This is a genomic window from Streptomyces iakyrus (assembly GCF_000717055.1).
Classification (GTDB): Bacteria; Actinomycetota; Actinomycetes; order Streptomycetales; family Streptomycetaceae; genus Streptomyces; species Streptomyces iakyrus.
Window position 1 is genome coordinate 22,435 of record NZ_JNXI01000030.1, and the last position, 26,209, is coordinate 48,643.

At 67.8% G+C, this 26,209-nt stretch carries 24 protein-coding genes and 1 pseudogene; 14 read left to right on the top strand and 11 right to left on the bottom strand.

Features of this window, described 5'->3' with window-relative positions:
• Positions 1 to 739: 739 nt before the first annotated feature.
• Positions 740 to 2,038, top strand: coding sequence for a hypothetical protein (locus OO68_RS36085; RefSeq protein ID WP_157852795.1), 1,299 nt, complete (start codon positions 740 to 742; stop codon positions 2,036 to 2,038).
• A 508-nt stretch (positions 2,039 to 2,546) separates the two neighbouring features.
• Here the strand turns inward: OO68_RS36085 and OO68_RS47025 are convergent.
• From OO68_RS47025 to OO68_RS36125, 11 genes and pseudogenes are all read right to left on the bottom strand, one after another.
• Complete coding sequence (locus OO68_RS47025) at positions 2,547 to 5,309, bottom strand: ThiF family adenylyltransferase (RefSeq protein ID WP_051814930.1); 2,763 nt, start codon at positions 5,307 to 5,309, stop codon at positions 2,547 to 2,549.
• A gap of 979 nt (positions 5,310 to 6,288) precedes the next feature.
• On the bottom strand, positions 6,289 to 7,485 hold the full coding sequence (locus OO68_RS36095; RefSeq protein WP_157852796.1) for a tyrosine-type recombinase/integrase: 1,197 nt from the start codon (positions 7,483 to 7,485) through the stop codon (positions 6,289 to 6,291).
• A 133-nt stretch (positions 7,486 to 7,618) separates the two neighbouring features.
• The gene (locus tag OO68_RS44760; protein WP_078625685.1) at positions 7,619 to 7,816 is read right to left on the bottom strand and encodes a helix-turn-helix domain-containing protein; all 198 of its coding nucleotides are present in this window, start codon (positions 7,814 to 7,816) and stop codon (positions 7,619 to 7,621) included.
• Positions 7,817 to 8,592: 776 nt separating this feature from the next.
• Positions 8,593 to 9,257 (bottom strand): annotated as a pseudogene (locus OO68_RS46480) (FadR/GntR family transcriptional regulator); the annotation flags it as partial.
• 45 nt (positions 9,258 to 9,302) lie between these two features.
• Positions 9,303 to 9,689, bottom strand: coding sequence for an ABC transporter permease subunit (locus OO68_RS47985; RefSeq protein WP_078625671.1), 387 nt, complete (start codon positions 9,687 to 9,689; stop codon positions 9,303 to 9,305).
• 129 nt (positions 9,690 to 9,818) lie between these two features.
• A complete protein-coding gene (locus tag OO68_RS47990) occupies positions 9,819 to 10,217 on the bottom strand; it encodes an ABC transporter permease (RefSeq protein ID WP_078625672.1) in 399 nt (132 codons plus the stop codon).
• A complete protein-coding gene (locus OO68_RS48380) occupies positions 10,211 to 10,342 on the bottom strand; it encodes a hypothetical protein (RefSeq protein WP_280922558.1) in 132 nt (43 codons plus the stop codon). The genes OO68_RS47990 and OO68_RS48380 overlap by 7 nt, the downstream gene beginning before the upstream one ends.
• 114 nt (positions 10,343 to 10,456) lie before the next feature.
• Positions 10,457 to 11,170 carry a 5-formyltetrahydrofolate cyclo-ligase gene (locus tag OO68_RS36110; protein WP_033313598.1) on the bottom strand — a complete coding sequence of 238 codons (714 nt, stop codon included), beginning with the start codon at positions 11,168 to 11,170 and terminating at the stop codon, positions 10,457 to 10,459.
• 26 nt (positions 11,171 to 11,196) lie between these two features.
• Positions 11,197 to 12,363 (bottom strand): helix-turn-helix transcriptional regulator, encoded by a 1,167-nt coding sequence (locus OO68_RS36115; RefSeq protein WP_033313600.1) that lies wholly within the window; start codon positions 12,361 to 12,363, stop codon positions 11,197 to 11,199.
• 209 nt (positions 12,364 to 12,572) lie between these two features.
• On the bottom strand, positions 12,573 to 13,766 hold the full coding sequence (locus OO68_RS45865) for a helix-turn-helix domain-containing protein (protein ID WP_106974506.1): 1,194 nt from the start codon (positions 13,764 to 13,766) through the stop codon (positions 12,573 to 12,575).
• Between the two features lie 6 nt (positions 13,767 to 13,772).
• Positions 13,773 to 14,240, bottom strand: a complete 468-nt coding sequence (locus OO68_RS36125) for an NUDIX hydrolase (protein WP_033313602.1) — start codon at positions 14,238 to 14,240, stop codon at positions 13,773 to 13,775.
• A gap of 168 nt (positions 14,241 to 14,408) precedes the next feature.
• Here OO68_RS36125 and OO68_RS36130 point away from each other — a divergent pair, with 168 nt between their 5' ends.
• The 13 genes from OO68_RS36130 to OO68_RS36190 all read left to right on the top strand — a co-directional run bounded on the left by OO68_RS36130 (position 14,409) and on the right by OO68_RS36190 (position 26,144).
• Positions 14,409 to 15,209 (top strand): TauD/TfdA family dioxygenase, encoded by an 801-nt coding sequence (locus OO68_RS36130; protein ID WP_051814931.1) that lies wholly within the window; start codon positions 14,409 to 14,411, stop codon positions 15,207 to 15,209.
• 477 nt (positions 15,210 to 15,686) lie between these two features.
• The gene (locus tag OO68_RS36135; RefSeq protein ID WP_078625674.1) at positions 15,687 to 17,627 is read left to right on the top strand and encodes a glycoside hydrolase family 15 protein; all 1,941 of its coding nucleotides are present in this window, start codon (positions 15,687 to 15,689) and stop codon (positions 17,625 to 17,627) included.
• Positions 17,628 to 17,847: 220 nt separating this feature from the next.
• Positions 17,848 to 18,519, top strand: coding sequence for a zinc-dependent metalloprotease (locus OO68_RS46485; RefSeq protein WP_157852797.1), 672 nt, complete (start codon positions 17,848 to 17,850; stop codon positions 18,517 to 18,519).
• 153 nt (positions 18,520 to 18,672) lie between these two features.
• Positions 18,673 to 20,193, top strand: coding sequence for a sensor histidine kinase (locus tag OO68_RS36145; protein WP_106974508.1), 1,521 nt, complete (start codon positions 18,673 to 18,675; stop codon positions 20,191 to 20,193).
• 26 nt (positions 20,194 to 20,219) lie between these two features.
• Positions 20,220 to 20,735, top strand: a complete 516-nt coding sequence (locus tag OO68_RS36150; RefSeq protein ID WP_033313606.1) for a roadblock/LC7 domain-containing protein — start codon at positions 20,220 to 20,222, stop codon at positions 20,733 to 20,735.
• Positions 20,732 to 21,145, top strand: a complete 414-nt coding sequence (locus tag OO68_RS36155; RefSeq protein WP_033313608.1) for a DUF742 domain-containing protein — start codon at positions 20,732 to 20,734, stop codon at positions 21,143 to 21,145. The genes OO68_RS36150 and OO68_RS36155 overlap by 4 nt, the downstream gene beginning before the upstream one ends.
• Before the next feature lie 52 nt (positions 21,146 to 21,197).
• Positions 21,198 to 21,785, top strand: a complete 588-nt coding sequence (locus OO68_RS36160) for a GTP-binding protein (RefSeq protein ID WP_033313724.1) — start codon at positions 21,198 to 21,200, stop codon at positions 21,783 to 21,785.
• Positions 21,785 to 22,426: a GAF domain-containing protein gene (locus OO68_RS36165; protein WP_033313610.1), complete on the top strand. Its 642-nt coding sequence runs from the start codon at positions 21,785 to 21,787 to the stop codon at positions 22,424 to 22,426. Before OO68_RS36160 ends, OO68_RS36165 begins: the two co-directional genes overlap by 1 nt.
• Before the next feature lie 87 nt (positions 22,427 to 22,513).
• Entirely contained in the window at positions 22,514 to 23,767 is a 1,254-nt protein-coding gene (locus OO68_RS36170; RefSeq protein ID WP_033313612.1) for an acyl-CoA dehydrogenase family protein, read from the top strand.
• Between the two features lie 140 nt (positions 23,768 to 23,907).
• Positions 23,908 to 24,387, top strand: a complete 480-nt coding sequence (locus tag OO68_RS36175; RefSeq protein WP_245237306.1) for a LuxR C-terminal-related transcriptional regulator — start codon at positions 23,908 to 23,910, stop codon at positions 24,385 to 24,387.
• Between the two features lie 74 nt (positions 24,388 to 24,461).
• Entirely contained in the window at positions 24,462 to 25,034 is a 573-nt protein-coding gene (locus OO68_RS36180; protein ID WP_033313726.1) for a hypothetical protein, read from the top strand.
• Complete coding sequence (locus tag OO68_RS36185) at positions 25,031 to 25,606, top strand: DUF6624 domain-containing protein (RefSeq protein ID WP_033313614.1); 576 nt, start codon at positions 25,031 to 25,033, stop codon at positions 25,604 to 25,606. Before OO68_RS36180 ends, OO68_RS36185 begins: the two co-directional genes overlap by 4 nt.
• A 70-nt stretch (positions 25,607 to 25,676) precedes the next feature.
• Positions 25,677 to 26,144, top strand: coding sequence for a DUF6082 family protein (locus OO68_RS36190; RefSeq protein ID WP_033313615.1), 468 nt, complete (start codon positions 25,677 to 25,679; stop codon positions 26,142 to 26,144).
• Positions 26,145 to 26,209 lie beyond the last annotated feature (65 nt).

Here is a 26,209-nt window from a genome sequence, read left to right on the forward strand (position 1 = left end):
CAGCAGCACCTTGTCCCGAACAGTTCAGCAGCACACGAACCACCCAACCAGCACGGTACAGGTCACCACAGATGACAACGCGTGCTGACAGGTGTTCCAACGGGCGAACTCCACAGCGTTTCGCACCACCAGACGGCATCAAAGTATGGGTTGACACCACATGGGGCGACGCTGCAGCAGTTCCTAGCCTGTGCAGCACCCAAAGCACCCTCGTCCGCGCCCGGAAGTGACCGATATGACCGCACCCGCAGCGCCCGCTCCAACCCTCCGTCAGATGCGGAAAGTTGTAGCAGCGAGCTTCATAGGAACAACAATCGACTGGTACGACAACTCATTCGATCGGGGCTAGGACCTGCGGTTTTCCATGATTCCGGCCCTCGGAGTCAGCACGGAACCAGCACGGGGTTGGCGGCGTGCTGACTCGGTGCTGGCGGCGCCTGCGTCGCGGCGCGCTCCATTGGCCCGGTCGGCATCCGCGCATGGTTGCTCAGTGTCACCAACGGCTTGAGCTGACAGTGAGATACCGACACGGTGCCTTCGTCCTCTTGACCTGCCAAGCGGACCGATGATCGTGTGCCCGCCCTGCTGAGGCAACGCAAGCGCCCATGCGCACTTGCGTGCGCCCATACCTGCGCTCGTACGGTGCCGAGCCATGTCAGCATCTGTGGAAGAGGTACTCGACCGGCTCAGCACAGAGATCTCCGTGCGTACCAATTCGACCGCCGCTCTGGTTACGGACATGGACAAGGCGGCCACCTCCATCGATCGACATCGCGCACGAAAGCAGGACGAGAAGGAGCCGAGTTCCCGCAAGCCCGAACTCGGGCCGTTACAAGGCGCCGACCGGCAGGATCTCGTCTCGACCCCCTGGAATCTGCTGAGCGTTTTCGCGCGAGCGACCACCCTCGCCCGTCATGGACGCGGTAGAGGGCTGGCCGAACACTGGCAAGGACTGAAGTATTGCCAGGCCATGGCCGCCGGTCCCAGCGGCCACCTGGCCCTCACCGACGACGGCCAGAGCCCGGAACTCTCCTACAGGGCCATGCAGGCACGGGAACTGGGGCGGGCTTTCGGACTCGCGGTCGCCGAACGCACTGTGCGGAACCGCTTCCCCGACCACATGGTCTCCACGCTGGACGCGGAAGCCATACTCCTGGCGGGCTTCGCACGCTCCGGCCCTCGACCGTCCTTGGGCGCCAGGCCGCGGCCCGACTTCTTCATCGAAGCATGGCGCCCGGGCAGGCGGTCTCGTGTCTTCGTAGTGACGGTCAACGGCAACCACCAGAAGGCCACCAAGCGCACCGCCAAGGCCGACCGCTCAGCATTCCAGCAGCTGGCCAGGGGCAGCGAGCGCGCCGAGCACTTCCACCTTGCCGAGTGGAACACCACGCCGTGCCTCTTGATGTCCACGGAACTACTCGCGCTGGACGGAATCACCGTCAACGCTCTGCAGGCACCAGGCGAAGGACTGCTGCCCGCGAGGCCGGCCACAGGGCGAGGGAGCGCGGACGCAGTGCTGTCGGAGCGGAACCTCGCGTATGCCGGTGCGGTGAAGGTACCTGCCGACGGCGGCCAGGGACGGATCCAGGACGGGTTCCTCGTCCCCCGCAAGGAGCTCGGCTGGTATGGCCAGTTGCTCGCGCGCACTGGAGCGGCCGGCCAGCTGGCCTTCGCCGGCGCGGGCACCGAGATCGCCCAGTACCTGACCGAGAAGCAGGGCCACAAGCACTACAAGCAGCAGACGTTCGCCGGTTCGTCCAGCGTCCGGGACGCGCGGCACAAGATAGGGCCGACCGTGTACGTCGGAACCGATCAAGTCTTCCGACTCAACCGGATCCGTGTCGAGGCTTTCTCCGGGATATCCGAGGAACTGTACGAGCTCCTCATCAAGGGGCAGGTCGAGGAGTACCGGAGCCGGGCGTACGAGTTGCGCGACACCTACCCGACCAGCACCACAGCCTCGCTCTGGGGTCCCGTTTCCTTCGGCACCGACGGTACGGTGATGGCCCTGCGCGTGCTGCCGATGAACGAGACGTAGTTCCATGGGATCCAAGGAGCGCGCCATAGTCCGTGTTTTACGGCAGCCGAGCTCGAGGAGCAGTCGCGACGGTCCTTCGCCATCGCGGGACTACGGGCAGGTTCTGGAGCTGTCTTGAACGTCCATGGCCTAGGGGCGGCCCATGACGGCCGCCCCACAGCGGCGGCTACTGCTGACGTCTGCTCACGTGCGACGCAGCAGTCATGCCAGCGCCGTAAGTGAAGGCAAGGACGGCGCCGCCAGAAGCTGCGGCGGTGAGGGGGGTCTGGCCAAGAGCAACGAAGCCGATCCCCACAACCAGCCCAGTGATGACAGATACCAGAGCGACGACAACAACGTGATACACGCGGTGGTCGCAGGTAGAAGAGGTGGCAGACAAGTAGGGCCCTCCCATACTCCGTCGGAGCGCCGTCACCTGAGTCCGGGCAGGGTTCAGCCTGCGCTGGATTCACGTCACAGCGTCGCCGCCCAGCGGGCGTCGCAACAGGAGAGCGCCGGCCAGGCGCGCCTATTGCTCCTCAGCTGGAGCACTGTGGCGGTTGGCCATCATCACCGATGCACCGTGCCTTTCAAGGATCTCGTTAACCACGGCCATCATAGCCAACGCCACTGACAACCATGCGAGTTGGTGCGCTCTCCTTGGTAGGCCAAGTTCTGACCAGCATCGGCCCTCGCTACCGCCTCCCCGCGTTCCCTCCCGCCCTTCCTGGGTCCGCGCCCGCTGCACGAGCAATGGTCGCGTGCTGGGAGGTGGACAGGCACATCGGCAGACGGTGCGCATGAGTTGTTCGCCGCGGGTGGTGATGGCGTGAAAGTGGGTGCGGCTCATGGCAGCGAAGTTGGTGGGGTACGTGGCGACGGTGCTGCGGGGGACGAGGGCGGCGGGCGGTGCTGGGCGGCGGTCGTCTTTCATGCCGAGGTAGGCCAAGGCGAAGCCGTCGATGCGTCCGCTCGCGGCCCATTCGTGCAGGCGGGAGCGGGCGGAGTCCTGGGCTTTGCGGGGGACGGCGGCGAAGGATCGGTTGAGGCGTCCGGCCATGAAGTGTGGTGCCTTCAGGGTGAGGTCGCCCAGGCCGGCGTCGCAGGCGCTGATGAAGGGCACGTCGTAGACGTGTGGGGTGTGGTGGGGTGAGCGGCCTGGTTCGCGGACGGACAGGCCAAGGTTGTCGTAGACGCCGCCGTCCGTGAGCAGCACGGTGTGCTGCTCGTGGTGTCCGTCGCGGTGCTGGAAGGTGAAGGTGCGTTCCAGAGCCGGCAGGAGGGCGGGGTAGGCGGCGGAGGCGGCCACGGCGGTGGCGACGCGGATGGGTTCGGTGATGGTGCCGTAGCGGGAGCAGCCGCTGCGGGCGCTGCCGAAGCGGACGGCGTTGGTGGTGGCCAGGTCGGTGGCGGTGAGGACGACGTCGAGGCCTGGATGGGTGACGTCGGCCATGGTCTTGGCGCCGAAGGCCTTGTCCGTGAGGAGGCCGGCCAGGGCGTCGGTACGGTTGGCGGGTCGGGCGACGCTGATGTCAGTGCCACGGGTGAAGAGTTGGCGGGGGCCTGCGCAGGCGGCCGTGGTTAGGTTGCGGGCAACTGCAGAGGGCTTGAACGCCCGGCGTGCGATATCCAGTTGCATGCCGGAGCGCAGGAGGTCGGTGGTGTGGGCGTCGAAGTCGTTGAAATCTTGGGGGCCGTAGGCCCACAGGGCGGCGAGGAGGGAGCCGCCAGAGATGCCGGAGACGACGCGGATGCGGTCGAGGAGGTCGCAGTCGTGCAGGGCGCGCAGGCAGCCGAGGTGGAAGGCGGCCGGTGGGGTGGTGGCTGCGGTGGTGCGGGTGGCGAGGCGGGCGTAGAGGTTGGGCGCGTCTGCGGTGGTGAGCCATTTGTGCCAGACGGGTTGGGGTCCTCCGGCGATCAGGACGAGGGCGCGGGCGGGGGCGTCGTCGAGGGGCAGGGTGAGCTGTTCAATGGCCGTGCGGTCGGTGGCGCTGGGCAGGGCTGCGGAGTGGGGGTGGGTGTGCCACAGGCCGAGGAAGCGGCTGGTGTTGCCGGTCGCCTGCCGACGGGCGGCGAGGTGGCGGGCGACGCCGTCCAAGCCGTGCTGGAAATAGGACTCGGTCAGCAGGGAGTCCGGGGGCGGGCCGGTGGCCTCGTCGACGTAGATGATGCCGGTGGAGTCGTCGATGGCACCCAGGAGCATGCCGCCGGTTTCGACGCGGGGGCCGCGGACGCGGGCGCCGCGGCGGGCTTCGGCGCGCATCTCGGCGAGGGCGGCGGGGGCGATTCGGACGTCGTAGCCGGTGGCGTCGTCGGTGACGGTCGTGTCGTTGGGCCAGGTCAGCCAGCGCGGTCCGGCGGGCTGGGTGTCGGTGGGGCCACCCGGTGTGCGGACGGCCAGGGCGGCCATGGTGTACCGGTCTCCGGGGGTGTTCAGGGCGTGGAGGATGCCGGTCATGAGCTGTCCGCCCAGGGCGGTGACATCGGCGGCCGAGCCGGTGAAGGTGGCGTCCGAGCAGCCGGGTTCGGGTTGGAAGAGCTCGGTGCGGGGTTCGGTGGGGAAGAAGTCCTCGGCCAGATCTGCCAGGGCACCGGTGGGGTCGGTGCGGGCGGCCAGGGCGGTGCGGCGCAGCACGCCGGTGCCGCCGCCGGTGGCACCTCGAAGCGAGAGCACGGCGATGCCGCGGGTGGCCTGGTGGCCGATCATCACGGTGGCGAGGTGGGGCCAGGGTGCGGGGTCGGTGCGGCGGGCACGCTCGAGGTAGGCCCGCACGACGCGGTTGGCGGTGCAGTCCAGGATCAGATCGAAGGAGTGCACGTCGAGGCCGGGAAGGGCGCGGGTGATGTCGACGCTGACGGGTTCGATGCGGGTGGTGTGCGGGGCGATCTGGTTGAGGCGGTCGGCGAGAACGGCGGCCTTGGGGTGGCCGATATCGGCATCGGTGTAGGGCTGGCGGGCCTGGATGCCGGGGTTCACGTTGGCGGAGTCGACGAGGGTGATATGGGTGGCACCGCCGCGGGCGCAGATGTCGGCGGTGGGGGCGCCGAGGGCGCCGGCGCCCAGGACGAGGATGCGTTTGCCGTGCAGCCAGGCTGCCGGGGTGTGGTCGCGGCGGACGGTGACTTCGGGGCGGGCCTCGTCGAGGCGGAGCCACTCGGTGGTCAGGGTGTCGAGCCACTCTTCGCCGATCTGCATGAGTTCGTCGCCAAGTTCGGGCAGTCCGCGGTCGACGTAGGCCGTGTTGGCGTAGCGGGTGAGCTGGTCGGCGAAGTCGGGCAGGTGCCAGGCCACCAGGTGGGTGCGGCGTGGCCCGAGATACCCCTGGAGGGGGTGCCGAGCAGCAGGTGGACCGGGGCGAGCAGATGCGGTTCGCCGTCCGGGACGCTCTCGTCGGCCGGGGTGTGCAGGCGGCGGTTGTGGCTGGCGGTCAGGCCGATTAGGCCAAGGAGCATGCATGCCGTGATGTGGCCGGGGGCCAGGGCCTTGATAAGCGCCCGGGCGGTGGCCGGGTATTCGAAGGTCAGATGCTCGGCGGTGATCACGGCCGGGGCGAGGAACACTGCGGCGCCGTCAGGGAGCCGGGCAGCTGCACGGGCCTCGGCGGGGGTGGTGGGCCACGGCTCTTCGAAGGGCAGCCAGCCGACCACGTCGCTTCGGCTGGCTGAGACGCGGTGCAGGAGTGCCGCGCCCAGCCACGGCCCGTCGCCGCCGGCGACGGGCGCGTTACGGCGGAGAGAAGAACGGATGCGATGCTGCCTCATCCGCTTCGTGCGATCGGTGCTTGCGGAGCCCGAACCCCGCCACGACGACACCGAAAATGACAGCAGGTGCGCTCGCGACGGCAGAACCCCACAGTCTTTTCGCTTTGCCTGCTTGCATTTCTTGCTGCAGTATGGCTGAAGAAAACGGCAGGCGAACTGCTGGCCAGCGCTGCAGTCAACGCGTGCCATCCGCTGGGTGACAGGCAGCCAGGCGCTCTTGCCTCCTCACGCACAACGCCTCCCGAAGATCAGCCCCCCCCAGAACAGCATCGCGACACTGAACTCCCAAAGTGAGCGATTCTGTCGGCAATCTTGAGGTTCAATGATCATGTGCCTTGGCCAGAGGCGCCGGGGGAGGCAGCGGTCATCGAGGTATCGCTGGATCCTCGTCGCGGAGGCGGGGCCAGTAGATGGTCCGGATGACCAGCATCCGGACCGTACCGGGCCAACACTCACGTGCAGTATTGAGGCCACCAACAGGTGGTTGGCGACCTCAAGGCCGTGCTTTTCTATGCCGCGTCGACCATCGCTTCGAACTCGAGCGGCAGACTGAGCTCCGTCTCCAGGTTGAAGACGGCGTCCATGACAGATCGCAGACGGTCCGGGGCGTCTGGCATGACGTGAGCGTAGGTTTGAAGGGTGATCTTCGGGTCCCGATGCCCAAGCCATTCAGCCATATCCGTCACGGGCACTCCTCTGGCGAGCCCAGCAGACGCAAAGAAGTGGCGCAGCCAGTGCGTTGTGATCTCCCTTGTGATCCCCGCGGCTTTCCTGGCGTTGCGCCACAGTCGATCCACGAGCGAGTACATGAGGATGTTGGTGCGCCCGACATTGGCGAAGAGGTAATCGCCCTCCATGCGGTTCAGTCCCTTCTCTACACGGAAGGTGCCGTACAACCGCAGGTGCTCCTTCACCTTCGCCTCGATCGTTCGTGGAAGCGGCACAGCACGCCCTTCATCGTGGTCGCGCCACTTGAGGTGGCGGATAGTGTGGGCGCGGCCGCGGCCCTTGGTGATGGCCTTCTGTCGCTTGGTCTTCGGGTCCTCGTTCGCTCCGTCCTGCGTGATCTGACGATCCACGTACAGAATGCCGGCCTCGAAGTCGAACTGCTGTAGGGTCACCGCCGTGGCCTCGCCGATCCGTAGACCGCAACCCGCCATGAGCCAAACGAGCAGCTGATACGGGCCGGGCAGGTGAGTCGCTATCGCTTCGATCTCGGCCAATGTCGGAAGCCGGATAGTCTTCTTCGCCCTACGCTTGACGCGCTGGCGGCCAGCCCGTACGTGGTGGCACGGGTTCTTGGTTATGTACTCGTTGGCGATGGCGAAGCTGAAGACACCCGCGAGAGTCTCATAGCGATTGATCGCCGTACTCTCCTCATAACCACGTTCTTCCACCATCCACTTCAGCCACGAGTTGAGATGCTTGGGCTTGACGGCACCGATGGCAGTGGCCCCAAAGTAGGGCTCCACGTGGAGGCGAAGGCTCGTCTCGTACTGGTACCGCGTTCCATTGACCCGGCTTCCTGAGTCGATGAACTCGCGGTAAACCGTCACGAGAGGAACAAGCAGACCCGTGGGGGCGATATAGGTTCCGAGGTCCTTTTCCCGCTCTACCTTGACGGCAAAAGAATCAGCGGCCCCCTTCTTCTCAAACGACTTCTCTCTCTGCCGTCCGCCCCGCCCACCCGGCTCCCGATAGCGCACTGTCCAAGGGTGGCCACAGCGAGAAGCAGTACAGGGATAGCTACCACTCTTCGCGTCTTCCTTGCATTTTTGGAAAACCCGAGCCAACTATCGGACCGCCCACCAGTCCACTGACCTAATATGTTGCATCAAATTACCCATATCTCCTTTCCAGATACGCGACGATGTCGCGCTCACGAAATCTAAGAAGTCGGCCGACCTTTTGGGGTCGCAGACCCCAAGATCGATACTTGTTTTTGATCGTCGACTCGCTGACCTTCAACCAATCAGCCACTTCAGCCGGTGTAAGAAGCCGATAACTTCCACCTTGCGTCAAGATCGCTCCTACCATCACCACTGTAAAGATCAGCCGGACAAGGGGTTCCGTCTTTCTCGCTGAAGGATGCGGGACGGCAGCGCCAGCGATCGTCCCGTCGCAACGTCCATTAGGGAAGCAGCAGAAGGTGCTCTTCCTATGCGTGGACTGCGCCGCTCTAGTGCGCCCGTAACGACTCCCTTGTCAAGGACGACTAATCCGGACTCCCTCAATGGTCGTCACGATCGCCGGTTTGGCCAACCGGCGATCGTGGTCTATGTTGCGATCGCGCTACGCTGGGCGCTCCGCCCCCAGTTGCTAGTCACACCCCGCAGGGACTAGGTGTTGGCAGTGCGCGTGTTTTGTTTCGGGACTGAATAGGGTGGAGGCAACCAGCGGAACGGATCGGAGGCGTGCGTCGACATGAGGCAGCTCCTCATCGGGTCACGCCGTGGGCCGCTTATCGACCTCGCGGTTCGGGGGTGTTGTACGTTGACATAGCCCCAGGAGAGGGTTCCAGTCTTTCGGGACTCTTTCTCGTCTGCCGTGGGCGAATGCCAGTGAGCCTGGCGCTACCCGGGGAGCGCCTGAACAGCCGTGCGCCGCCGTGGGTCTCGGCCCCGGCGGAGCCGGGCCAGCGCGGCTGCGGAGAACCAGGACATCGCGGGGGTCCGGCGTGAGCTATCTTCCACGAGTCCCGATGAGTACGCCCGATGGTCGATTCAAGCTGAGGCCCGATCCCGGGGAGGACCTCCCGGGAATCGGCCGGCGTGGACCGTCAGCCGTCGATCGGGGCGGAGGCAGTCGTCAACGCAGCTTGTCGCCAGCCACTGCTCGACGACGGAGATGTGAACGGTCGCGCAGAGACGACGAGCAGCGCGTCGCGGGCCTGGAGTGCGCGGAGGATCTCCTCGTGGTCCTGGTGGCACTGTTCAGCGCATCACGGGTGCGGCTGCCTCGGACGATGCGAACCCGTTGGGTGCGGGTGGAGAGCACCTGCAGGAGCATGGAGAGCACCGGGTTGCCGACGGCTTCGACGATGCGCAGGTGGAAGGCGATGTCGTGGGCGACGAAGTCCTCGACGCTGACGGCAGAGCGGCACCGGTCGAGGATGTCACGGAGTTCCTGCAGGCCATGCGGTTGCAGCACGGCCGCGGCCAGTCCGGTCGCCTGGGTTCGAGCAGTCTGCGTACCTGGAGCAGTTGCAGGCGGCGCGGCCCTGGGAGACGTCTTCGGCAATGGACAGTGTCTCGAGGAGGAGGGGGGTTCCAGGCTCGAGAAGGTTGGTGCCGTCGCCCGGCCTGCTGACCAGGATCCGCATGGCGGTCAGGGCGCGGACGGCTGCGCGCAACGAGTTGCGGGACAGGCCGAGTTGTCGGTCCAGGACGTCCTCCTTGGGCAGGCGGGTGCCGGGCGCGAGTTCGCCGGCGACGATCATCGCCTTGATCTTGTCCATCGCCTCGTCCGTCAGTGCCACGAGGGTGCCTCTTGTGTGTGGGGCGGAGCCGCCGCGAACCGGCCTCTACTCCTGCTTCTCGCCGGAGGCGAAGAGGGAGATGATCAGGGCGACGATGATGATCGCACCGTTGAGGAACTGGTTCCACAGGGGCGGTACACCCACCAGAGTCATGACGTTGACGACCAGTTGGAGCGTGAGCAGACCGGTGAGGGCGCCCGAAGACGGAGCCCTTGCCGCCGTTGAGGCTGGCGCCGCCGATGACGGTCGCGGCGAAGACCGGAAGATCCAGCCGCTGCCCTGGGTGGCGGAGATGGAGCCGTAGTGTCCGCTGTAGAGGATGCCGGCGAACGCGGCGAGCAGACTGCCGATGATCAGCACCACCCAGGCGATGCGGTCGATGCGGATGCCCGCCGTGCGGGCGACCTCCGCGTTGCCTCCGATCGCGTACAGCGCGCCCGTGCCGAAGCCACGCCAACGCGCTGCCGCCCACCGCGAACAGTAACGCGCAGCTCCAGATCGCGGCCGGGACGCCCAGTCAGGATGCCTTGCCCAGGTAGGTGAACGAAGAGGGCAACTCCACTATGGACTGGCCGTCGGAGAGAGCCACCTGGAGGCCTTCAGCATGGTCAGGGCGCCGAGGGTGACGATGAAGCCGTTGAGGCGCAGTTTGAGGATGAGGAAGCCGTTGATGGCGCCGCTCACCGCGCCGACCAGGAGGCAAAGCGGGACCGCCGTCCATTCGGGGAACAGCCCGAGGCCCATGAACCGCCCGTCGCTGGAGGGCAGCATGAGCCCCACGGCGATGACTGGAGCCACACCGATGGTCGACTCCAGGTACAGGCCCATCCGTCCGCAGATGAGGATGAAGGTGGTGGCGAGGACGAGCAGGCTCAGCTCGGCGGACTGCTGGGCGACGCCGATGAGGTTGTCGGCGGTGAGGAAGGCCGGCGAGACGATGAACCCGATCAGCTTCAGCACGAGGATGGCCGGGCCAGGGACCGTTCACGGAAGCGGCCGAGGTCGACCCAGCGGCGAGCGGTGTCCGCGGCGGCCGGCTCCGCCGCGCTCGCGGTGGGCGCGGTGAGATCTGTGGTGGCGGACATGACCCGCGACCGCCGTTGGCCGCCGCGTCAGCATACAAGAACAGAGTCGGCGCGCTTATCTTCGGCGCTGCCGACGCGCCTGCCCAGCTCGGCTGCAATGATTCCGACGAATTGCTACCGCTTCGCCCGCGCTTGCAGCGCGGGGATCTCAGCGATCTTGCTTTCATCGAGGTGATCCCAGAAGATTCCTCCTGGCCTTCGCGGCGAAGTGCAGGAAATGACCTCTTCCGGTGTGATGACCAGGTCGACGTTCACATCATGATCCGTAATCGGGATGGGGACGTCGATCACCTGTAGCGAGTGAACGGTGGTGACCACCAGCGTTTCTGCCCCGACGAGCCCGGCCTCCGTGAGGAGCGCGAACTCGAGGTCCGAGTAGCCGGCCCCCTTACCGATACGGGCACCGTCCCGATTGACGGCCACACTACCCAGGACCACAACGTCCACCGGCCGCAGGCCGTCGACCTCGACAGTGGGTGCGATCCTGGCCGCTACCTTGCTGGTCGCAGCCTCGATCGCCGGCACCTGCAAGGCGGCGGGGTCGAGCAGGTAGAACGGCTTGGCGGAGGCCAGCTTCGGCACGGCCATGTAGACGAGCTTGCCCTCCTCCAAGGCGCGCGCACGTACCGCCAGCTGGGCCTTGTCCGGCACGGCCTTGACGACTCCGGCCTGCTTCCAGTGCTCCAGCTCAGCCAGCCTGGCGGCGGCTTCCTCTGAGCCCCGGAAGTTCGGGATGCGGCCATGGGCGGTGTCGTCGTACACCGCGCCGGCCGCGTCGAGCGCGTTCCACACCTGGGTCCGTACGAGTTGCTTGGCATCGTCTTGCATTGCAGGCACCCAGGTTCTCCTCACTCCTACGCCGTCGTCATGAGAGCGAACAGCCGGTCGTGGACGTCGGCGACGATTCGCTCGTGCCGCCAGGGCCCCAGCTCACGAGCAGCGCCGAAGACCACGTTCAGTCCTCCGCCGCCCCGTGTCTTCTCCAACTCGGTGATGGCTTCGGACAGCGTAGTCACAGCACCGTCGATTTCGCCCTGGCGGATGTAGGCGAGCGTAAGGTTTCCCAGAACGATCGCGCGTGACTTCCGACGATCTTGCAGTTCTGTAGCGGTCGCCTCAAGGAACTTCTGTGCGCGCCGGTGCTGTCCCAGTGAGAGGTAGCACGACCCGGCCAAGCGGCCGAACTGAGTCGAGGACACGAGATCGGCGGCCGCGTCCATCCCGTCCGTCTGTTCCAGCTGCTGCTGGGCCTGGGCAAGGGCCCTCTCGCAGTCGCTCGCCTCGCCGAGCATGGCGTGCGCCTCGCCGGCATGGAGGTATGCCAGCCCGGTGACGGCTGGGCTGGTAGTCCGAGCCGTGTCGGCTGCCCGGAGGGCCAGGTCCAGGCCGCTCCGCGGGTCCTGGGCGCCGTAGAGCTCGACGTAACACCTCCGCAGGAGCGCACGTCCTTCGAGGGTGTGATCTCGCAGGCGCCGCGCGACCACGACGCTCTCATCGTAGAAGCCACGTGCTGTGGCGTGGTCTCGCCTCTGTGAGGCGTCCCAGACGAGTTGTCCCATGAGTGTGAGCGCGTCCGCTTGGAGGGCGAGAAGCTCTCTCTCCGCTCGCCCACGCGTGCCCTTCCGCGCCATGAGGGTGATCAGGCTGAGCTGCTCTCCCCCCTTCGCCAGCAGGCTCGCCGACGGGGCCTGATCGTACGAGGCTGCGAGCTCGTCGTACTCTCGCCGGAGCTCCGCCACAGACGTGAGGTCGACCTGGGCAGGGCCGGAAGGCATCGGCTCGCGAAGCATGGCGCGCTCATGCGCCCGGTCGGTCTCCTGCTCCAACAATTCGACGAGTTCGGTGACCGACACCCCGAGCATCTCAGCGAGGCGTGGACGCATCCAGGGCTGTGGGGACGCCGTGCCCGCCTCCCAGCGCACGACAGTGGAGCGATCCACGCCGAGGTGTTCGGCCAGGCCCTCCTGCGTCAGACCCATCGCTTGGCGCCGCTGGGCAAGCCTCTGCCGTCTGCGTGCCATGTCATAGACCCCCGAATTCCTTCATCGTCCAGGACCGGGCAGACACCCAGGTCATGCCCGTCGATGCAACATGGATGCATCACCAGCGCATCAAATCTGCTCTGGCAAGGCAGGAGTTGGCCCGGTTCTCTGGAGTTCCACATTCCATCCGACGAAGGACCGTGACGGTGTTGGGCCCACGTGCTGATGCCAGCGAGCGCGCCATCAGGTCAGGCCGCCATCTCGCAGCGCAGGCGATCCAGAGCCCGTGCGGCGGTGTCGTGTATCTCGGGCAGATGGCCCGTGGCCGTGCGCATGATGCGCTGAAGCTGATGCGGAAGTCTCTGCACCACCGCCTCCCGTACCGCCATGTCCAGGGACTCCACCGCGCCGCTGCGGTCGTCGGCAAGCAGCTGCACGTGCCCGACTGTCACCAGTTCGATCACTCGCCACTGGGGCGCAACCGTCGTTGTGAGCACCGGGGTCTGCTCGACCAGCCGTATGGCCGTATCGACCCGCCCAGTGGCGATCAGTCCACGGAGCCAGATCTCATGCAGCGAGAACGGGTTGAACAGGCTGGTGTGATCCACCGAGGAAAGCAAGTCTTCCGTCTCACGCATCACTCTGTCGAACAGCTCGGCGTTGCCCAACGCGCCAGCCGCCCGGGCCAACAGCGGCAGGACGGCGGCGCGGGCGTCGTTGTCCGGCGCGAGGGCAGCGGCGCGGCACAGTCGTTCCACTGCGGCGCCCGCGAGGCGTGCCTTGCGCAGTTCGTTCCCGTGCATCCGCAGGGCGTACGACGTCAGCGCCGGCTCCTCGAAGTACTCGACGAGATCCAGGCACTTGGCCGTCCAACGGGCCGCCGTACTCAGTCTCTCTTCCGGGAGGACGTTGCCCAGCGCGACACCGAGCCCTACTCGGGCACGGGCGAGCAGGTGGAGGACGTCTCGCTCGGTATGCCCGTCCTCAACACGGGCTTCGAGCCGGGCGACCAACGGCCAGAGTTCGGAGACGGCCTCCGCTGCATGCCCAGACTGCCTGGCGATCTCGGCGAGCCGAACGGTGGACTCGCCAAACTGCAGCATGGCCCGGTGGTCTGTGTCGGCTACGTCCGTGACACCGAGAATGTGCGGCGGCAGGCGCAGGTACTCGCAGACGCAGCGCCGGGACCCTACGTCGTCCAGGCTGCGCTTCCCGAGTTCAAGCGCGGAGATATAGGTCTTGTCGTAGCCAAGGAGTTCGCCGAGCTCGGTCTGGTTCAGTCCGTGCACCCGCCTGTAGAAGCGCAGGACGGAGGCCAGGTCCCCTTTCGCCAGTACGAGTTCGGCCTGCGGTGTCGCCCAGTGCCACTGGGCGTGCTGGGCCGATGGGCGGGATCCTTTGCCGTTACGGCTTGGGCCCGCGGCGAGCTCTCCACCGACCATGGCTGGCTACATCCGCTCGTAGTCGTCAAGGCCGACGGCGTCGCGCCGGTACCACGTGGTCACGGCCTGCTTGTAGCCCTCCGGCATGTTGAGAGTCGGTACCTCCTCCGCGGTGAACATGCCGAGTTGCTTGTGTTCATGGCTGACGACGGGCGCTTGCTCGGGTGTGAGCACCGTGCAGCCATAGGTGACGATCAGAACCTTCCGGCCGGGGACGGGCTCGTAGATCCACACCCCACCGTCGATCAGAGGTCCGGCTTTCACCACCCAGCCGGTCTCCTCGTGAATCTCTCGTTCCACCGCCGCCTCCGGGCTGTCATCGGTGGGCACAGCGCCGTCGGGGTTCCCGATTTCCAGGCGCCCGCCGGGCAGTTCCCACTCCTCGCGCTCGTTCTTGAGCAACAGCACGCGATTCTGCGCGTCGAGGGCAACGCCCTTCACGGAGACAGGCCAGAGGGGCGGCGTGTACGTCATTGCGGTCCTCGTCCTGGGGTGTGTGATCCCGGCTCTCGGAACGTAGCACGGTGCGCACAAGATGCACCTGAGCTGGGCGATTTGCCCGGGTCGACAATCAGTCGCTTTACCCATACCCCGGTGACTTCCCAGTCTGTCCGCACCGAAGCCGATCTAAGGAGCACGTCGATGCGCGTTGCCCCCGCTCGCTACGGGACGCTCTTCGCGTCCCACCACGTTGACATCCGAGCGCCGCACGCTGTCGAAGCGTGCGCTGCCCGGCTCCAGGACACCGGCCTCGTGACCGTCGACGGGCTCTTGTCCCGCAAGGAGGTGCTCGCCGTCGCCGAGCGGCTGATGCGGATCGTGCCGCATCCCCACAGTGGCTCCGACGGGCTCACCGCCATCTACGACACGGGCACCCATGCGCACCGCATCGGCTTCGCCGGGCTCGGTCATGGCGAACTGGAGGCACACACGGAACGCGCCGGCGTGCCCCATCCGCCGCGGCTGATGCTGCTCGTCTGCCTGCACCCGGCCGACGAGGGCGGTGAAGTGCTGCTGGCCGACGGGCACGATGTCCTCGCCAGCCTGTGCGCCGAGGGGCGGGACGCGGCCATCGTGCTCTCCAAGCCCAGGACCGCCTACTTCGGCGCCGGCGCCGGACACCCGTCGCAGGTCTTCACCGTCCACGTCGACGGGCGTGTATCCGTCCGTCTGCGGCAGGACGGCCTGGCTCGGTGGAGCCCGATAATCCACCCCTATCTGCCGTTCGTCCGGCGCGCGATCACGGGATGCCAGCGGCGCCTGCGCCTCGAGCCAGGCCAGGGGTACCTCCTGGACAACCACCGCTGGCTGCACGCCCGTGCCGGGTTCTCCGGCGACCGTCTGTGCCTGCGTGCCCTTGGTGACCCGCTCTTCCCCATGCAGGAGGGCTTCACGCCGGACTCCATCGGAATCTCGCTGCCCAAGACCAACGACGTTGTCTGACGGTTTTTGATCGCAATACTTCCCGCGCCACACGCAGGAGTCGCATGTCCCGCCCCGCGCCATCCACGCTCCTCATGCCGCCTGAGCCTCAGCCTCCGCCGATTGTCAGTGATGTGTCGGCCGCCCCGCCTCCGCTGGCAGACCTGCGGCGAGAGACTGATCACCTGGGCCGCCGAGGACGCACACCTCGAGCGCGAAGCGGCCTGCGCCCGTTTGGTTCTGGTCGCGTCGGTTCCTCGGACCTGACCGTCGCTGGGGCAGTTCTGATTGCCCTGATTGGCGGCCCCATGGCCTGGTTGGAGCTGCACGGTGGTCGAGCAACCGGCCGTGCCTGTCCACAAGGCGAGGATGCCGCGCCGAGGCAGAACAGGTGTCCCCCGCTCCAGTAGTCACCGAGCGCTCTTACCAACTGTCCCCGGCCGCTACGGCGACCCCGAAGCCATCCCCGGATACGCGGGGCCTACGGAGGTCCACACGATGAAGCGTCTTCCACGTATCGAGCAGTACGGTCTGATCGGCGACATGCAGACCAGTGCCCACGTCTGCGACGACGGTTCCATCGACTGGCTGTGCCTGCCCCGCTTCGACTCGCCGGCCGTCTTCGCCAGCCTGCTCGGCACGCAGAAACACGGGACCTGGCGGATCGCTCCGGCTGCGCATGCTGCTGACCGGTCCGGCTCCGAAGTGGTCGCCGAGCGCCGGTACTGCGGTGATTCGCTCGTTCTCGAATCGGTGTGGCGCACACCGGTCGGTTCGGTCCGCGTCCTGGACTTCATGCCGCCGCGTGACGGGGCGCCGCAGGTGATTCGGATCGTCGAGGGTCTGGCCGGCGAGGTGGTGATGGTCTCGGCCATGCGTCCCCGGCCGGGGTACGGCAGCGTCAGCCCGTGGATCCACGAGGTCGGTGGGCGGATGGTCGCGGAGGCCGGCGCGGACGCTCTGTGGCTCGACAGCTGCGTCCCGCAGGTGGAGAAGGACGGCGTCGTCGTCAGTGCCTTTGCCGTCGCCGCCGGGCAGAACGTGGCGTTCGTGCTCACTTGGTGTCCGTCCCATGCGGCTGCGCCTGACGTTCCCGACCCGGAGGCCGCGCTGGCCGAGACGCTCACGTTCTGGCAGGACTGGACGCAGGAGTGCACCTACCACGGGCCCTACCGCGAGCCCGTGGTCCGTTCCTCGATCGCGCTGAAGGCAATGACGTACGGGCCGAGCGGAGGGATCGTCGCGGCGCCGACTACGTCGCTGCCCGAGGAGATCGGCGGCAGCCGGAACTGGGACTACCGCTTCACCTGGTTACGTGACGCCTCCACGACGCTCGCCGCGCTGCTGGGGACCGGATACCGGCAGGAGGCGCAGGCATGGCGGCGGTGGCTCCTGCGTGCGGTGGCCGGCGACCCGGAGAACCTGCAGATCATGTACGGGATCACCGGGGAGCGTGATCTGCGGGAACGGGAGCTGCCCTGGCTGCCCGGATACGAGGGCTCAACGCCGGTGCGGATCGGAAACGGAGCGGCGGACCAGCTCCAGCTCGACGTGTACGGCGAAGTGATCGAGACCCTGTACCTCGCGCACGAGAGCGGTGTCGCCCACTGCGCCGACACCGCCATGCTGCACCAGCGACTCATCGAGCACCTGGCGCAGCGCTGGCAGGAGCCCGACGAGGGGATCTGGGAGATCCGCGGGGCACGCCGGCACTTCGTCCACTCCAAGGTGATGGCCTGGGTGGCAGTCGACCGCACCATCCGCCTTGCCCAGGCCGGCGCCCTCGACATCGACATGGCCCCTCTGATCGAGCTGCGGGCGACGATCCACCACGAGGTCTGCGCCAAGGGCTTCGACCCGGTGCGCAACACCTTCACCCAGTCCTACGGCTCGCAGGAACTGGATGCCGCCACGTTGCTGATTCCCCGGGTTGGCTTCCTGCCACCCGACGACCCTCGTGTCGTCGGCACCGTGGATGCGGTGCGCCGTGAACTCTCCACGCCTGATGGGCTCGTGCGCCGGTATCCGACCATCGGCGAGCGCACCGGCGTGGACGGCCTCACCGGGGATGAGGGGACGTTCATCCTCTGCTCCTTTTGGCTGGTTGACGCCTTGGCCCTGACTGGCCGTCTCGACGAGGCTCACGCCCTGTTCGAGCGACTTCTCGCGCTGCGCAACGATGTCGGGCTCCTGGCCGAGGAGCACGACCCCGTTCAGCAGCGTCAACTGGGGAACTTCCCGCAGGCGTTCAGCCACATGGGCCTGATCCAGAGCGCCCGGCTCCTTGACCTGCTGTCCACGCCTTGCGCCTCCCGCAGCAGCGCGGCGGGCCGTCCGGTGCCTCCCGCACGCGCTCAGCCCTCGGTTCAGCCTTCCAGCAGGGCTGTCCACCTCGGCCAGCAGGCCGCGGACAGCACTTACGCCTATGCGAGTAGCTGATCCGCTCCATACGCGATGGCCCGATATGCGCCGCCCAGTCACTTGTTCACCGGTTCTGCGACAAAGGATTTTTCAGACCATGCGAGTCGTCATCCGCCAGGAAGCGGGCCCTGCCTTCGCAGCCCTCGGGGCACGCCTCGAACAGATCAGTACAGAGACCGCTCCGTTGGTTTCGGCAGTCACTGGGCTGCCCCTGCCTGACACCGTGACCATCCGAACCATGGCGGTCGACGACTGGACGCAGGCTCACCGGCGTAGTTCGAAACAGCACCTGGTCGCAGAGGCCCTGCAGTTGAGCGTCACCTTCCGCAGCAAAGCCTTACTGATGCGGCGCGCCAGACTCCTCGCCAGGCACATGTTCTGGCCGACGATGCTCGGCGAGGCCGTGGCTCTTGAGCCCGGACGTCCGGAACTGGTCATCGTGCCTGAGGCGCTGCACCATGCTGGGCGGCTGGACGACATCCCAGTTCTGCACAAGCTGCTCGGGCACGAGATGACGCACCTGGCCCAGTACGCGGCCAGCGACGGTGCGGTGTGGGCAGCGCAGGACAGCTATTTCCCGGCCCAGCGCGGCATTGCGGACCGGGACTATCCGTTCCTGGTCGAAGGCCACGCCTACTGGGCAGATCGGCAGATCACCACCAAGCTCTTCGGGCAGCCGGTGTCGACCGACGAGGCCAGTGCCCATGCCTCCGACCGCTACCTGAAACTCCATTCGAGCCCGATGCGTGCCAAGGCCGTCGAGCAGCAGCGCCGGGCCACCGACACTGTGGCCCGCCTGATCGAAACACAGGGCCTCGACACCTTCAACCGGGTGTGGACCGACCCCACTCTGGTGCCGACGAAGACTGAGACAGGCACGCCGGACCTCTGGCAACGACGCTTCAGATGAGGGGCTGCGAGCCCCGCAGTTGTGCCTGTGCACCTCGCTGTGGAGGGCGTGGAACCCACGCCCTTACCGGCATCGCGAAGACCGCAACAGATGTGTGAAGACCCAGGGTCGCAGCTCGTTCGAGCCGCCCCTCCCCCACTGACGAGGTTCCCCATGCCTGACAGTGCGTTCCCGCTCCGACCGGTCCCAGCCGGCCACCGCAGACGCCGACCTCCACGGATCGACGCGCTGACCCTGCATCATGTCCGCCGGACCGTGGCACTGCCCCTGCTGCTGCTTGCCGCGCTGCTGGGAGCCGCCTTCACCGTCTGGTCGATGTCCGGTATGGGTTCCGGCTGGCTCCTGCTCGGCCTCGCCTGCGGGCTGGCCGGAATCGCGCTGGTGGCGGACCGTGGAGCGCGAACGGCCGCAGGAGCCGTGCAGGCAGTCGTGGAGGAAGCCCGGGCAGCGACGCTGACAGCGGTCACCGGGGCAGCGGCGGCCGTCGAGAAGTCGGTGCAGTGGTCGGCGGACGAGCTCTGCCGCGGGGGACGCCCGGCACTGCCGGACACGCAGACGCCGCAGCCGGCCGGTCCGAACTCCGAGATCAACAGGGCGTTGAGTGCACTCCAGGTGCAGGCCGTCGCGTCGCTGATACGCGTGCACGACGAGTCCCAGTCCGTCGTCCTTCTGGAAGTGCTGCGCCGTCTGGCCATGCGCGAACATGCTCTGGTCGGCAAGGCACTTCAGGCACTGAGCCAGCTGGAGATGCTGACCGACGACCCGGAGCTCCTGGCCAAGATCTTCGAGATCGATCACCTTGTGACCCGGATGCGCCGCCAAGTCGAGAGCACGGCGGTGCTGGGCGGGCAGTCCCTGCGCAGCGTGCGCCGGCCGGTTCCGGTCACGACCGCGCTGCGCGGCGCGATCTCCGAGGTCGTGCAGTATCCGCGTGTGGCCGTGGCGGCCGGGTCGGTGGGCGCCGAGCTGGGTCTCCCAGGCCATGTGGGTCCGGACCTGACGCACCTGCTGGCCGAGCTGATCGAGAACGCCTGTGAGTGCTCCGATCCGGCGACGAAGGTGATGGTGCGTGCCCAGCGGGTGGCAAACGGGCTGGCGATCGAGGTCGAGGACCGGGCCATCCCCATGCATCCGCAGACGCGAGCACAGATGAACCGGCTCCTCAAAGCCCCCGACGAGGTCGACGTCAGCGGGCAGGTCCGCGCCGGCCAGCTCGGCTTGCTGGTCGCCGCGAAGATCGCCCAGTCGCATGGACTGTCCGTTCTCCTGCAGGAGAACGTGACGGGAGGCACCACCGCCCTGGTCGTCATCCCGGCACGGCTCCTGGTAGCGATTCCCTCGGTGGACGACGCGGGCGCGTTGCGCGAGGAAGCCCGCACCTCCGCATCGACGGCGCGGCAGGATGCCGCGCCTCCCACCATCCCGACGGCAGGCCAGGTCACACACTCCGGCACCGCAGGGGCGCCGGGAGCCGCTGAGGCTGGTCACGCTGCTGATGCGCCTGCTCTTCCCACGCGTAGACGCCAGGCTGGCTCGTTCCGTCCACCGCGCGAGCGGGAGCAAGCCCCTGTGACCGGGGCGACGCCAGGGCTCGCAGCTGCCTTCCGCAACGGCATCCAGGCCGGCGGAACCGCCGGATCTTCTCCGTCCGCGACAGAGCAGCCCAATCTCTGACCCTCCCCCCTTCTGGAGCGATCTCTATGAGCACCCACCCTGAGATGAACAACGCGACCAGTGCCACGTCCGCACCCGGTACGACAGCAAGCGGACAGCGGGACAACATGGCCTGGCTGCTGCGGCAGTTCGCCTCCGACGTCACGGGCGTCACGCACGCAGTCCTGCTGTCGCGCGACGGACTGCGGCTGGTGGACAGCGACGTCGACAAGGACTGGGCTGACGAACTGTCGGCCGCCCTCAGCGGAGTTGCCTCCCTCGCGGCGAACATCACCGGCCCCACCCACAAGAAGAGGCCGGCCCGACAGGTCATCATCGAGCGAGACGACTGCCTGATCTTCGTCCAGAGCGCCGGGCGCAGCGCGGCCTTCGACAACCACCCCGGCAACGAACGCGGTGAGGTGGACACGATCCTCGCTGTCATCGCCACCACGGACGCCGACGCGGGCACCGTCGGGTTCGAGATGGGCCGCCTCGTCCAGAAATTCGCCCCCTACATGCTGATCCCCGTTCGCGTCGGCACGGGCGGAGAGGTCCGGTGAGCGCACACGGCCGTGCGGCCGACGAGTCGACGTTCGTTCGGACCTACACCTTGACGCGCGGGCGCACCAAGCCGCGGCATCTGCTCGCTCTGGACACCGTGCTGGACGCCGGGCCGGGGCGGCCCGGCCCGGCGCAGGCCGAGGAATGCGAGGAGATCCTTGCCCTGTGCCGAGAGCACCGGCGTTCGGTGACCGAGCTGGCGGGCCGACTCCGTCGCCCCGTCACCGCCGTCAAGATCCTCATCTCGGATCTCCTGGATGCCGACGCCCTGGTCGTCCCCGTCACCTCCCCCTACGCCGCATTCGCCCCGGACGCGGATGACGGCCCCACCCCACAGCTGCTGGCAGCCCTCTCAGCGGGCCTGAAGAGGAAGTGGCCCGATGCCATCGCCTACCCCCAGGCAGGATGACCCGGCCGTGGTGCTGCAGACTCCGCCGCGCCCGCAGGCCGGTGCACCGACCGTGCTGAAGATCGTGATCGCCGGGGGCTTCGGCGCGGGCAAGACGACCGCCGTGGGTGCTGTCAGCGAGATCACGCCGCTGAGCACGGAGGAGTACCTGACCGAGGCGAGCGCGGACGTGGACAGCCTGGCGGGCATCGAGGCGAAGAAGACCACCACGGTCGCCTTCGACTTCGGCCGGCTCAGCCTGCCCGACGCGCCCGTGCCCCTGGAGCTGTTTCTGTTCGGCACGCCCGGCCAGGACAGGTTCGTCGACCTCTGGTACGACCTCTCCCGGGGAGCTGTCGGCGCGGTCGTCCTGGTCGACACCCGCCGTCTGGAAAGCAGCTTCACTCCCGTCAGCTTCTGCGAAGACATCGGCCTGCCCTTCGTCGTTGCCATCAACCAGTTCGACGGAGCGCACCGCTACCTGCCCGAACAGGTCCGTACCGCCCTCGAACTCCCCACCTCGGTACCCGTGGTCACCTGTGACGCCCGCGACCCGAACCACGTCGCAGGCGTCCTGCTGACCCTCGTCGACCACGCCGTAAAGAACGCATCCGCAAGCCGCGTTCGCCACGCGCCCCCTACCACTCTCCAGGACGCCTGATGTCACAGCACCCCAGCGACCCCTACCTCGCACCGTCGACCACCCCACCCGCACTGTCCTTGCCGCGCCGCAACCTGCGGGACGCCGCCCGCGGGCCGTCCGTCCCGGCCAGCGCCGCCGTCACCGGGCCGCAGGCCCAGCAAGCGACCGAGCTGGCGCAGCGATACGAGCTGCTGGAACGCCTCGGCGTTTCCACCGTGGCGAGCGAGGACTTCGACAAGCTGGCCCGCGACATGGCCACGCAGGCCGGGTTCCTGTACGGGTTCGTCAATCTCTTCCTTGAGGAGCAGACCTTCGTCGGGCTGCATCAGCCGCCCGCGGACAGCGGGTACGTCATCGTCGGCCGCACCATGAGCCGCGACCACGGCTGGTGCCCGGAGGTCATGGCCCGCAAGAAGGCCCTCCCGCTGCACGACGTGCACGCCAGCCCGCGCTTCAGCGGCAACCACGTGGTCGACGCGGTCGGGATCCGCTCCTATTTCGGCGCACCGCTCATCCACGACAGCGGCACCGTGCTGGGCACGGTGTGCGTCATCGACCCCGAGAAGCGACCCCTGAGCCAGGCCCGACGGCTCAGGGACATCGTCATCGACGCCGGCGCCCAGGTTATGGAGCACATCGCCCGCGCGCCCGTCCGCTAGGCCGTTCCACCACCCCCCGCCCGGAAGCCGCAGGCAATCCCCGGCCGCTCCACCGTGCGACCTTCACCCAGGCAGAGGGAGACGACCATGCCCGCCACACCCACCACACCACCACCGGCGCTGCGCCCCTACCTCACCACCCGCCACAACCTGCTGTGGGACGAGGCGGACACCTTCGCGACCGAGCACATCGCGCCACGCGCCGCACGCATGGAGACCGCACCAGGCAGGGTGGAACGCAAGGTCGCCGACCTGATGGCCGCACGGGGCTGGTTCGCCGTCACCGTCCCATCCGCCTTCGGCGGGCTGGGCGCCGGACACGTGGCCAAGACCATCCTCATCCATCGCATCGCCTGCGTCTCAGCGGCTGCCGCGGCCATCCTCCAGGCCACCCTGATCCCCGTCGGTGCCCTGCTGCACTTCGCCACCTACGAGCAGAAGGGCCGCTGGCTGCCCCGTGTCGCGGACGGTTCACTGCTGCTGTCGATCGCCGTGACCGAACCGCGAGCAGGCGGACACATCGGCGGCATCGAAACCACCGCCGAACGCGCCGGCAACCAGTGGGTGATCACCGGCAGCAAGATCCACATCGGCAACAGCCACCTCGCAGGAGCCCACCTCGTCGTCGCCCGAACCGATCAGGCGGGAATGAGCACCTCCCATGCACTCACCGCGTTCATGGTCGAAGCCGACCGCCCCGGGCTCTCCGTCTCCGACCATCGCCCCGGCCTCGGCCTGCACGGCTTCTCCGCCGGCCGCCTCGACCTCGACCACGTCCGCGTCCCCGAGGACAACGTGATCGGAGAGATCGGCCAGGGGCTGAGCGTGGCCCAAAGCAGCAGCATCCTGTACGGCCGCCCCAACCTGGCCGCAGTCAGCCTCGGCATCCACGAAGCGGTCGTGGCCACCACGACTGCTCGTCTCAAGACCCGTCCCCGCTACCGAGGCACCCTGTCCGAGCTGCCGGTCCTGCGGGACCGCATCGGTGACATGGAGGCCCGCCTGCGCGCCGGACGAATCCTGGCCTATCAGTCCGTGCACCTCCTGGACCAGGGCCTGCCCTGCGACGCCGACCTGATCAACGCCAAATACCTCGGCCACCAGTGGGCCGTGCAGTCCACCCAAGACGCCATGGAACTGCACGGCGCCCACGCCCTCGACCGCGACTACGTCCTACAACGCCTGTGGCGCGACATCCAGCACACCTACCCACCGGCCGGAACCGGCGAAGTCCAGCGCATACGCCTCGCCGATGCCGCCTTCGACGAAGGCCACATCCAGTGGTCCGAACGCCTCGCCGCCGAAGCCGCCTGGGCACGCCCCGACCCCACCGCCGCATGAGCCCCCGTGCGCGGCACCCCGTGAATCCAGATTGCCGCGCACGGGCCCGTGCCGCCGGCCCCCTTCCCCCGCGGGGGCCGGCGGCATCTCCCCCGGTGACTGTCCATCCCAGTCGAGAAAGAGACACCGTGACTCCGCCCGTGACGACCAGCGCACCGATCACACCCCTGACGCCGACCCTGAAGCGCGTCGCCCAGCACCTCGCGCACGGCCTCACAGCTCAAGAGATCGCAACGGAGACCGAACTGTCGGCCGTTACCGTCCGCCAGTACGTCCGCGACATCCGCGAGAACCTCCACTGCCCGCCCCGCTGCAAGCCCCCGGTGATCGTGCACCGCCTGTTCACCGCCCAGCAGGTGGCCTCTCCCACGGCAGACAGGCCAGCACCGGAGCTCAGCCCGGAGCAGCTGCTGCTGCTCCGAGCCGTCGCTGAACACAGCGATGCCCGCGACATCGCCGTCGCCGCCAAGATCGCCCCGGCCGACCTGCGCGCCGCGCTCGACCAACTCCTCGCCGATACAGGCGCACAAGACGCCACCCAGCTGGTGATTCTGGCCCACGGCTGGAAGCTGCTGACGGCCGAACAGGCCCACGCGACACGGACCGGAGCGAGCCAATGAGTAGGCCCCCGACTCCCACGGACCGCGCGGAGCGACCGGCTGCGGCATCATTCGCACCGGCGCCCCTGGTCGCCATATACGAGGTGCGCACGCTACACACGGACGCCGAGCGCGAGGAAGCTGCCGCCCTCGTGCAGGACCGCCAGCACTGGCTCACCATGCGCAGCCTCCCGGTGCCCGCCCAAGCCGACATCCCGGCTCTCTTCCTCGACGCGCAGACGAGGCCAGCCGGCCTCTTCGAGGACGGGAAGCTGCTGGCCTGCATGATCCCCGAGCGCGACCCCGGCCTCGGATGGGGCGAGGGCCCGTGCCTCTTCCTGGGCTGCGTCCACACCCTGCCCGGCCAGCCCGACGACATCCTCCGGCTGATCACCCTCTGGGCATCCGACTTCGCCGCCCGGCTCGACCTCCCGCTCGTACGGACCGAGACCTTGGCCCGACACGCCCTGGAAGCCGAGCCCATCGCCGCGCTCCTGCGTCGGCTCACCGACATGGGCTGGGATGTACAAGGATCCGGCCCAGGACGAGGGGGTGACCGAGTCGCCCGTCTCGAACTGGCCGCCGAGTCCCGGTCCGGTTTGAGCGCGCTGATCGGCTGCCGCGTCCACGAGCCACAGGCCGCCCCGGATGATCGGGGCAGCGCATGACGACCGCCGGACCACAGCGGCCCGACCTCGCCCGCGAGCTGATCGCCCGCGCGACGGAGTCGGCCGCGCACCGGGCCAAACGACTGCGCAACCAGCTCGATGCCGTCCAACTTGGCCAGGGACGTCACGCCGATCACGCCAACACCAAGGTCCTGCGCCGCATTCTGGCCGAGCACGACTGGCCCGGTCACCGCCTCGTCGGCCCTGCCGCCGCCCGCGCCGCGTGGAGCATCGCCCTTCACAGCGACGACGATCCCGACTTCCAGCGCGCCGCCACCACCCTGCTGGAGCGTGCGGTCAGGGCCGACGATGCGCTCATCCAGCACTGGGCTCACCTGTACGACCGCGCTCTGATCAACAAGGGGCAGGACCAGGAGTACGGAACCCAACTCCTCCTCCGAGCCGATGGCATCGAACTTTGCCCGCTGCGCGCGCCGGAATCGTTGGACGAGCGAAGGGCCACCGTCGGGCTGCCGCCCATCGCCGTTGCCCTGGAAACGGTGCGTCGCCGATACGCCCCAGGTCACCGCGCCGAAGACGCCCTGGCCGTCGTGCTCACGGAGGCCGCTTGAACGGAGCCCTGGCCTCATCACCAGACGGACGCTCGTACACAACCCCGCCCTATGAAAGGACCGTTCACCCATGAAGCTCACCACCGCCGTCCTCGCCGCCGGTGCTGCCCTCTCCCTCACCACCGCCGTGGTTGGAGCCGCCCGGTACAGGCAGGAGGCGCGGCACCAGGCCGAGCGGAGCGATGCAGTCCTCGCTCGGAACCAGCTCGACTGGCTGGCGCAGGTGTCCACCAACCCCGACCTCGCGAAGCTCTGGACGCCGGAGGACATGGACGTCGAGGAGTACATGCAGCTGCTGAACGCCAACCAGCTCGTCTGCATGCTCAGCCTGCGCGATCGTCTCGGCTTCGTTCTTGCTGGGCATCTGCCGTGGTACGCGTCGAAGCTGATGGAAAGCGACGTCTGCCGCCGGTACTGGAACCGGTTCGGCGACCTCCGCGCCGAAGAGGCCGAGGGCGACGAGCGCGCCGAGCACTTCACCAGGGTGCTGGACCAGGCCGCGAAGAACCATCCGCAGGCCCAGCCCACGGCAGCCTGACGGACCACACACGGACTCCCAGACATCACGGCGCAGGCGGCTTCGCCGGCCCTCCCCGTCTGGCA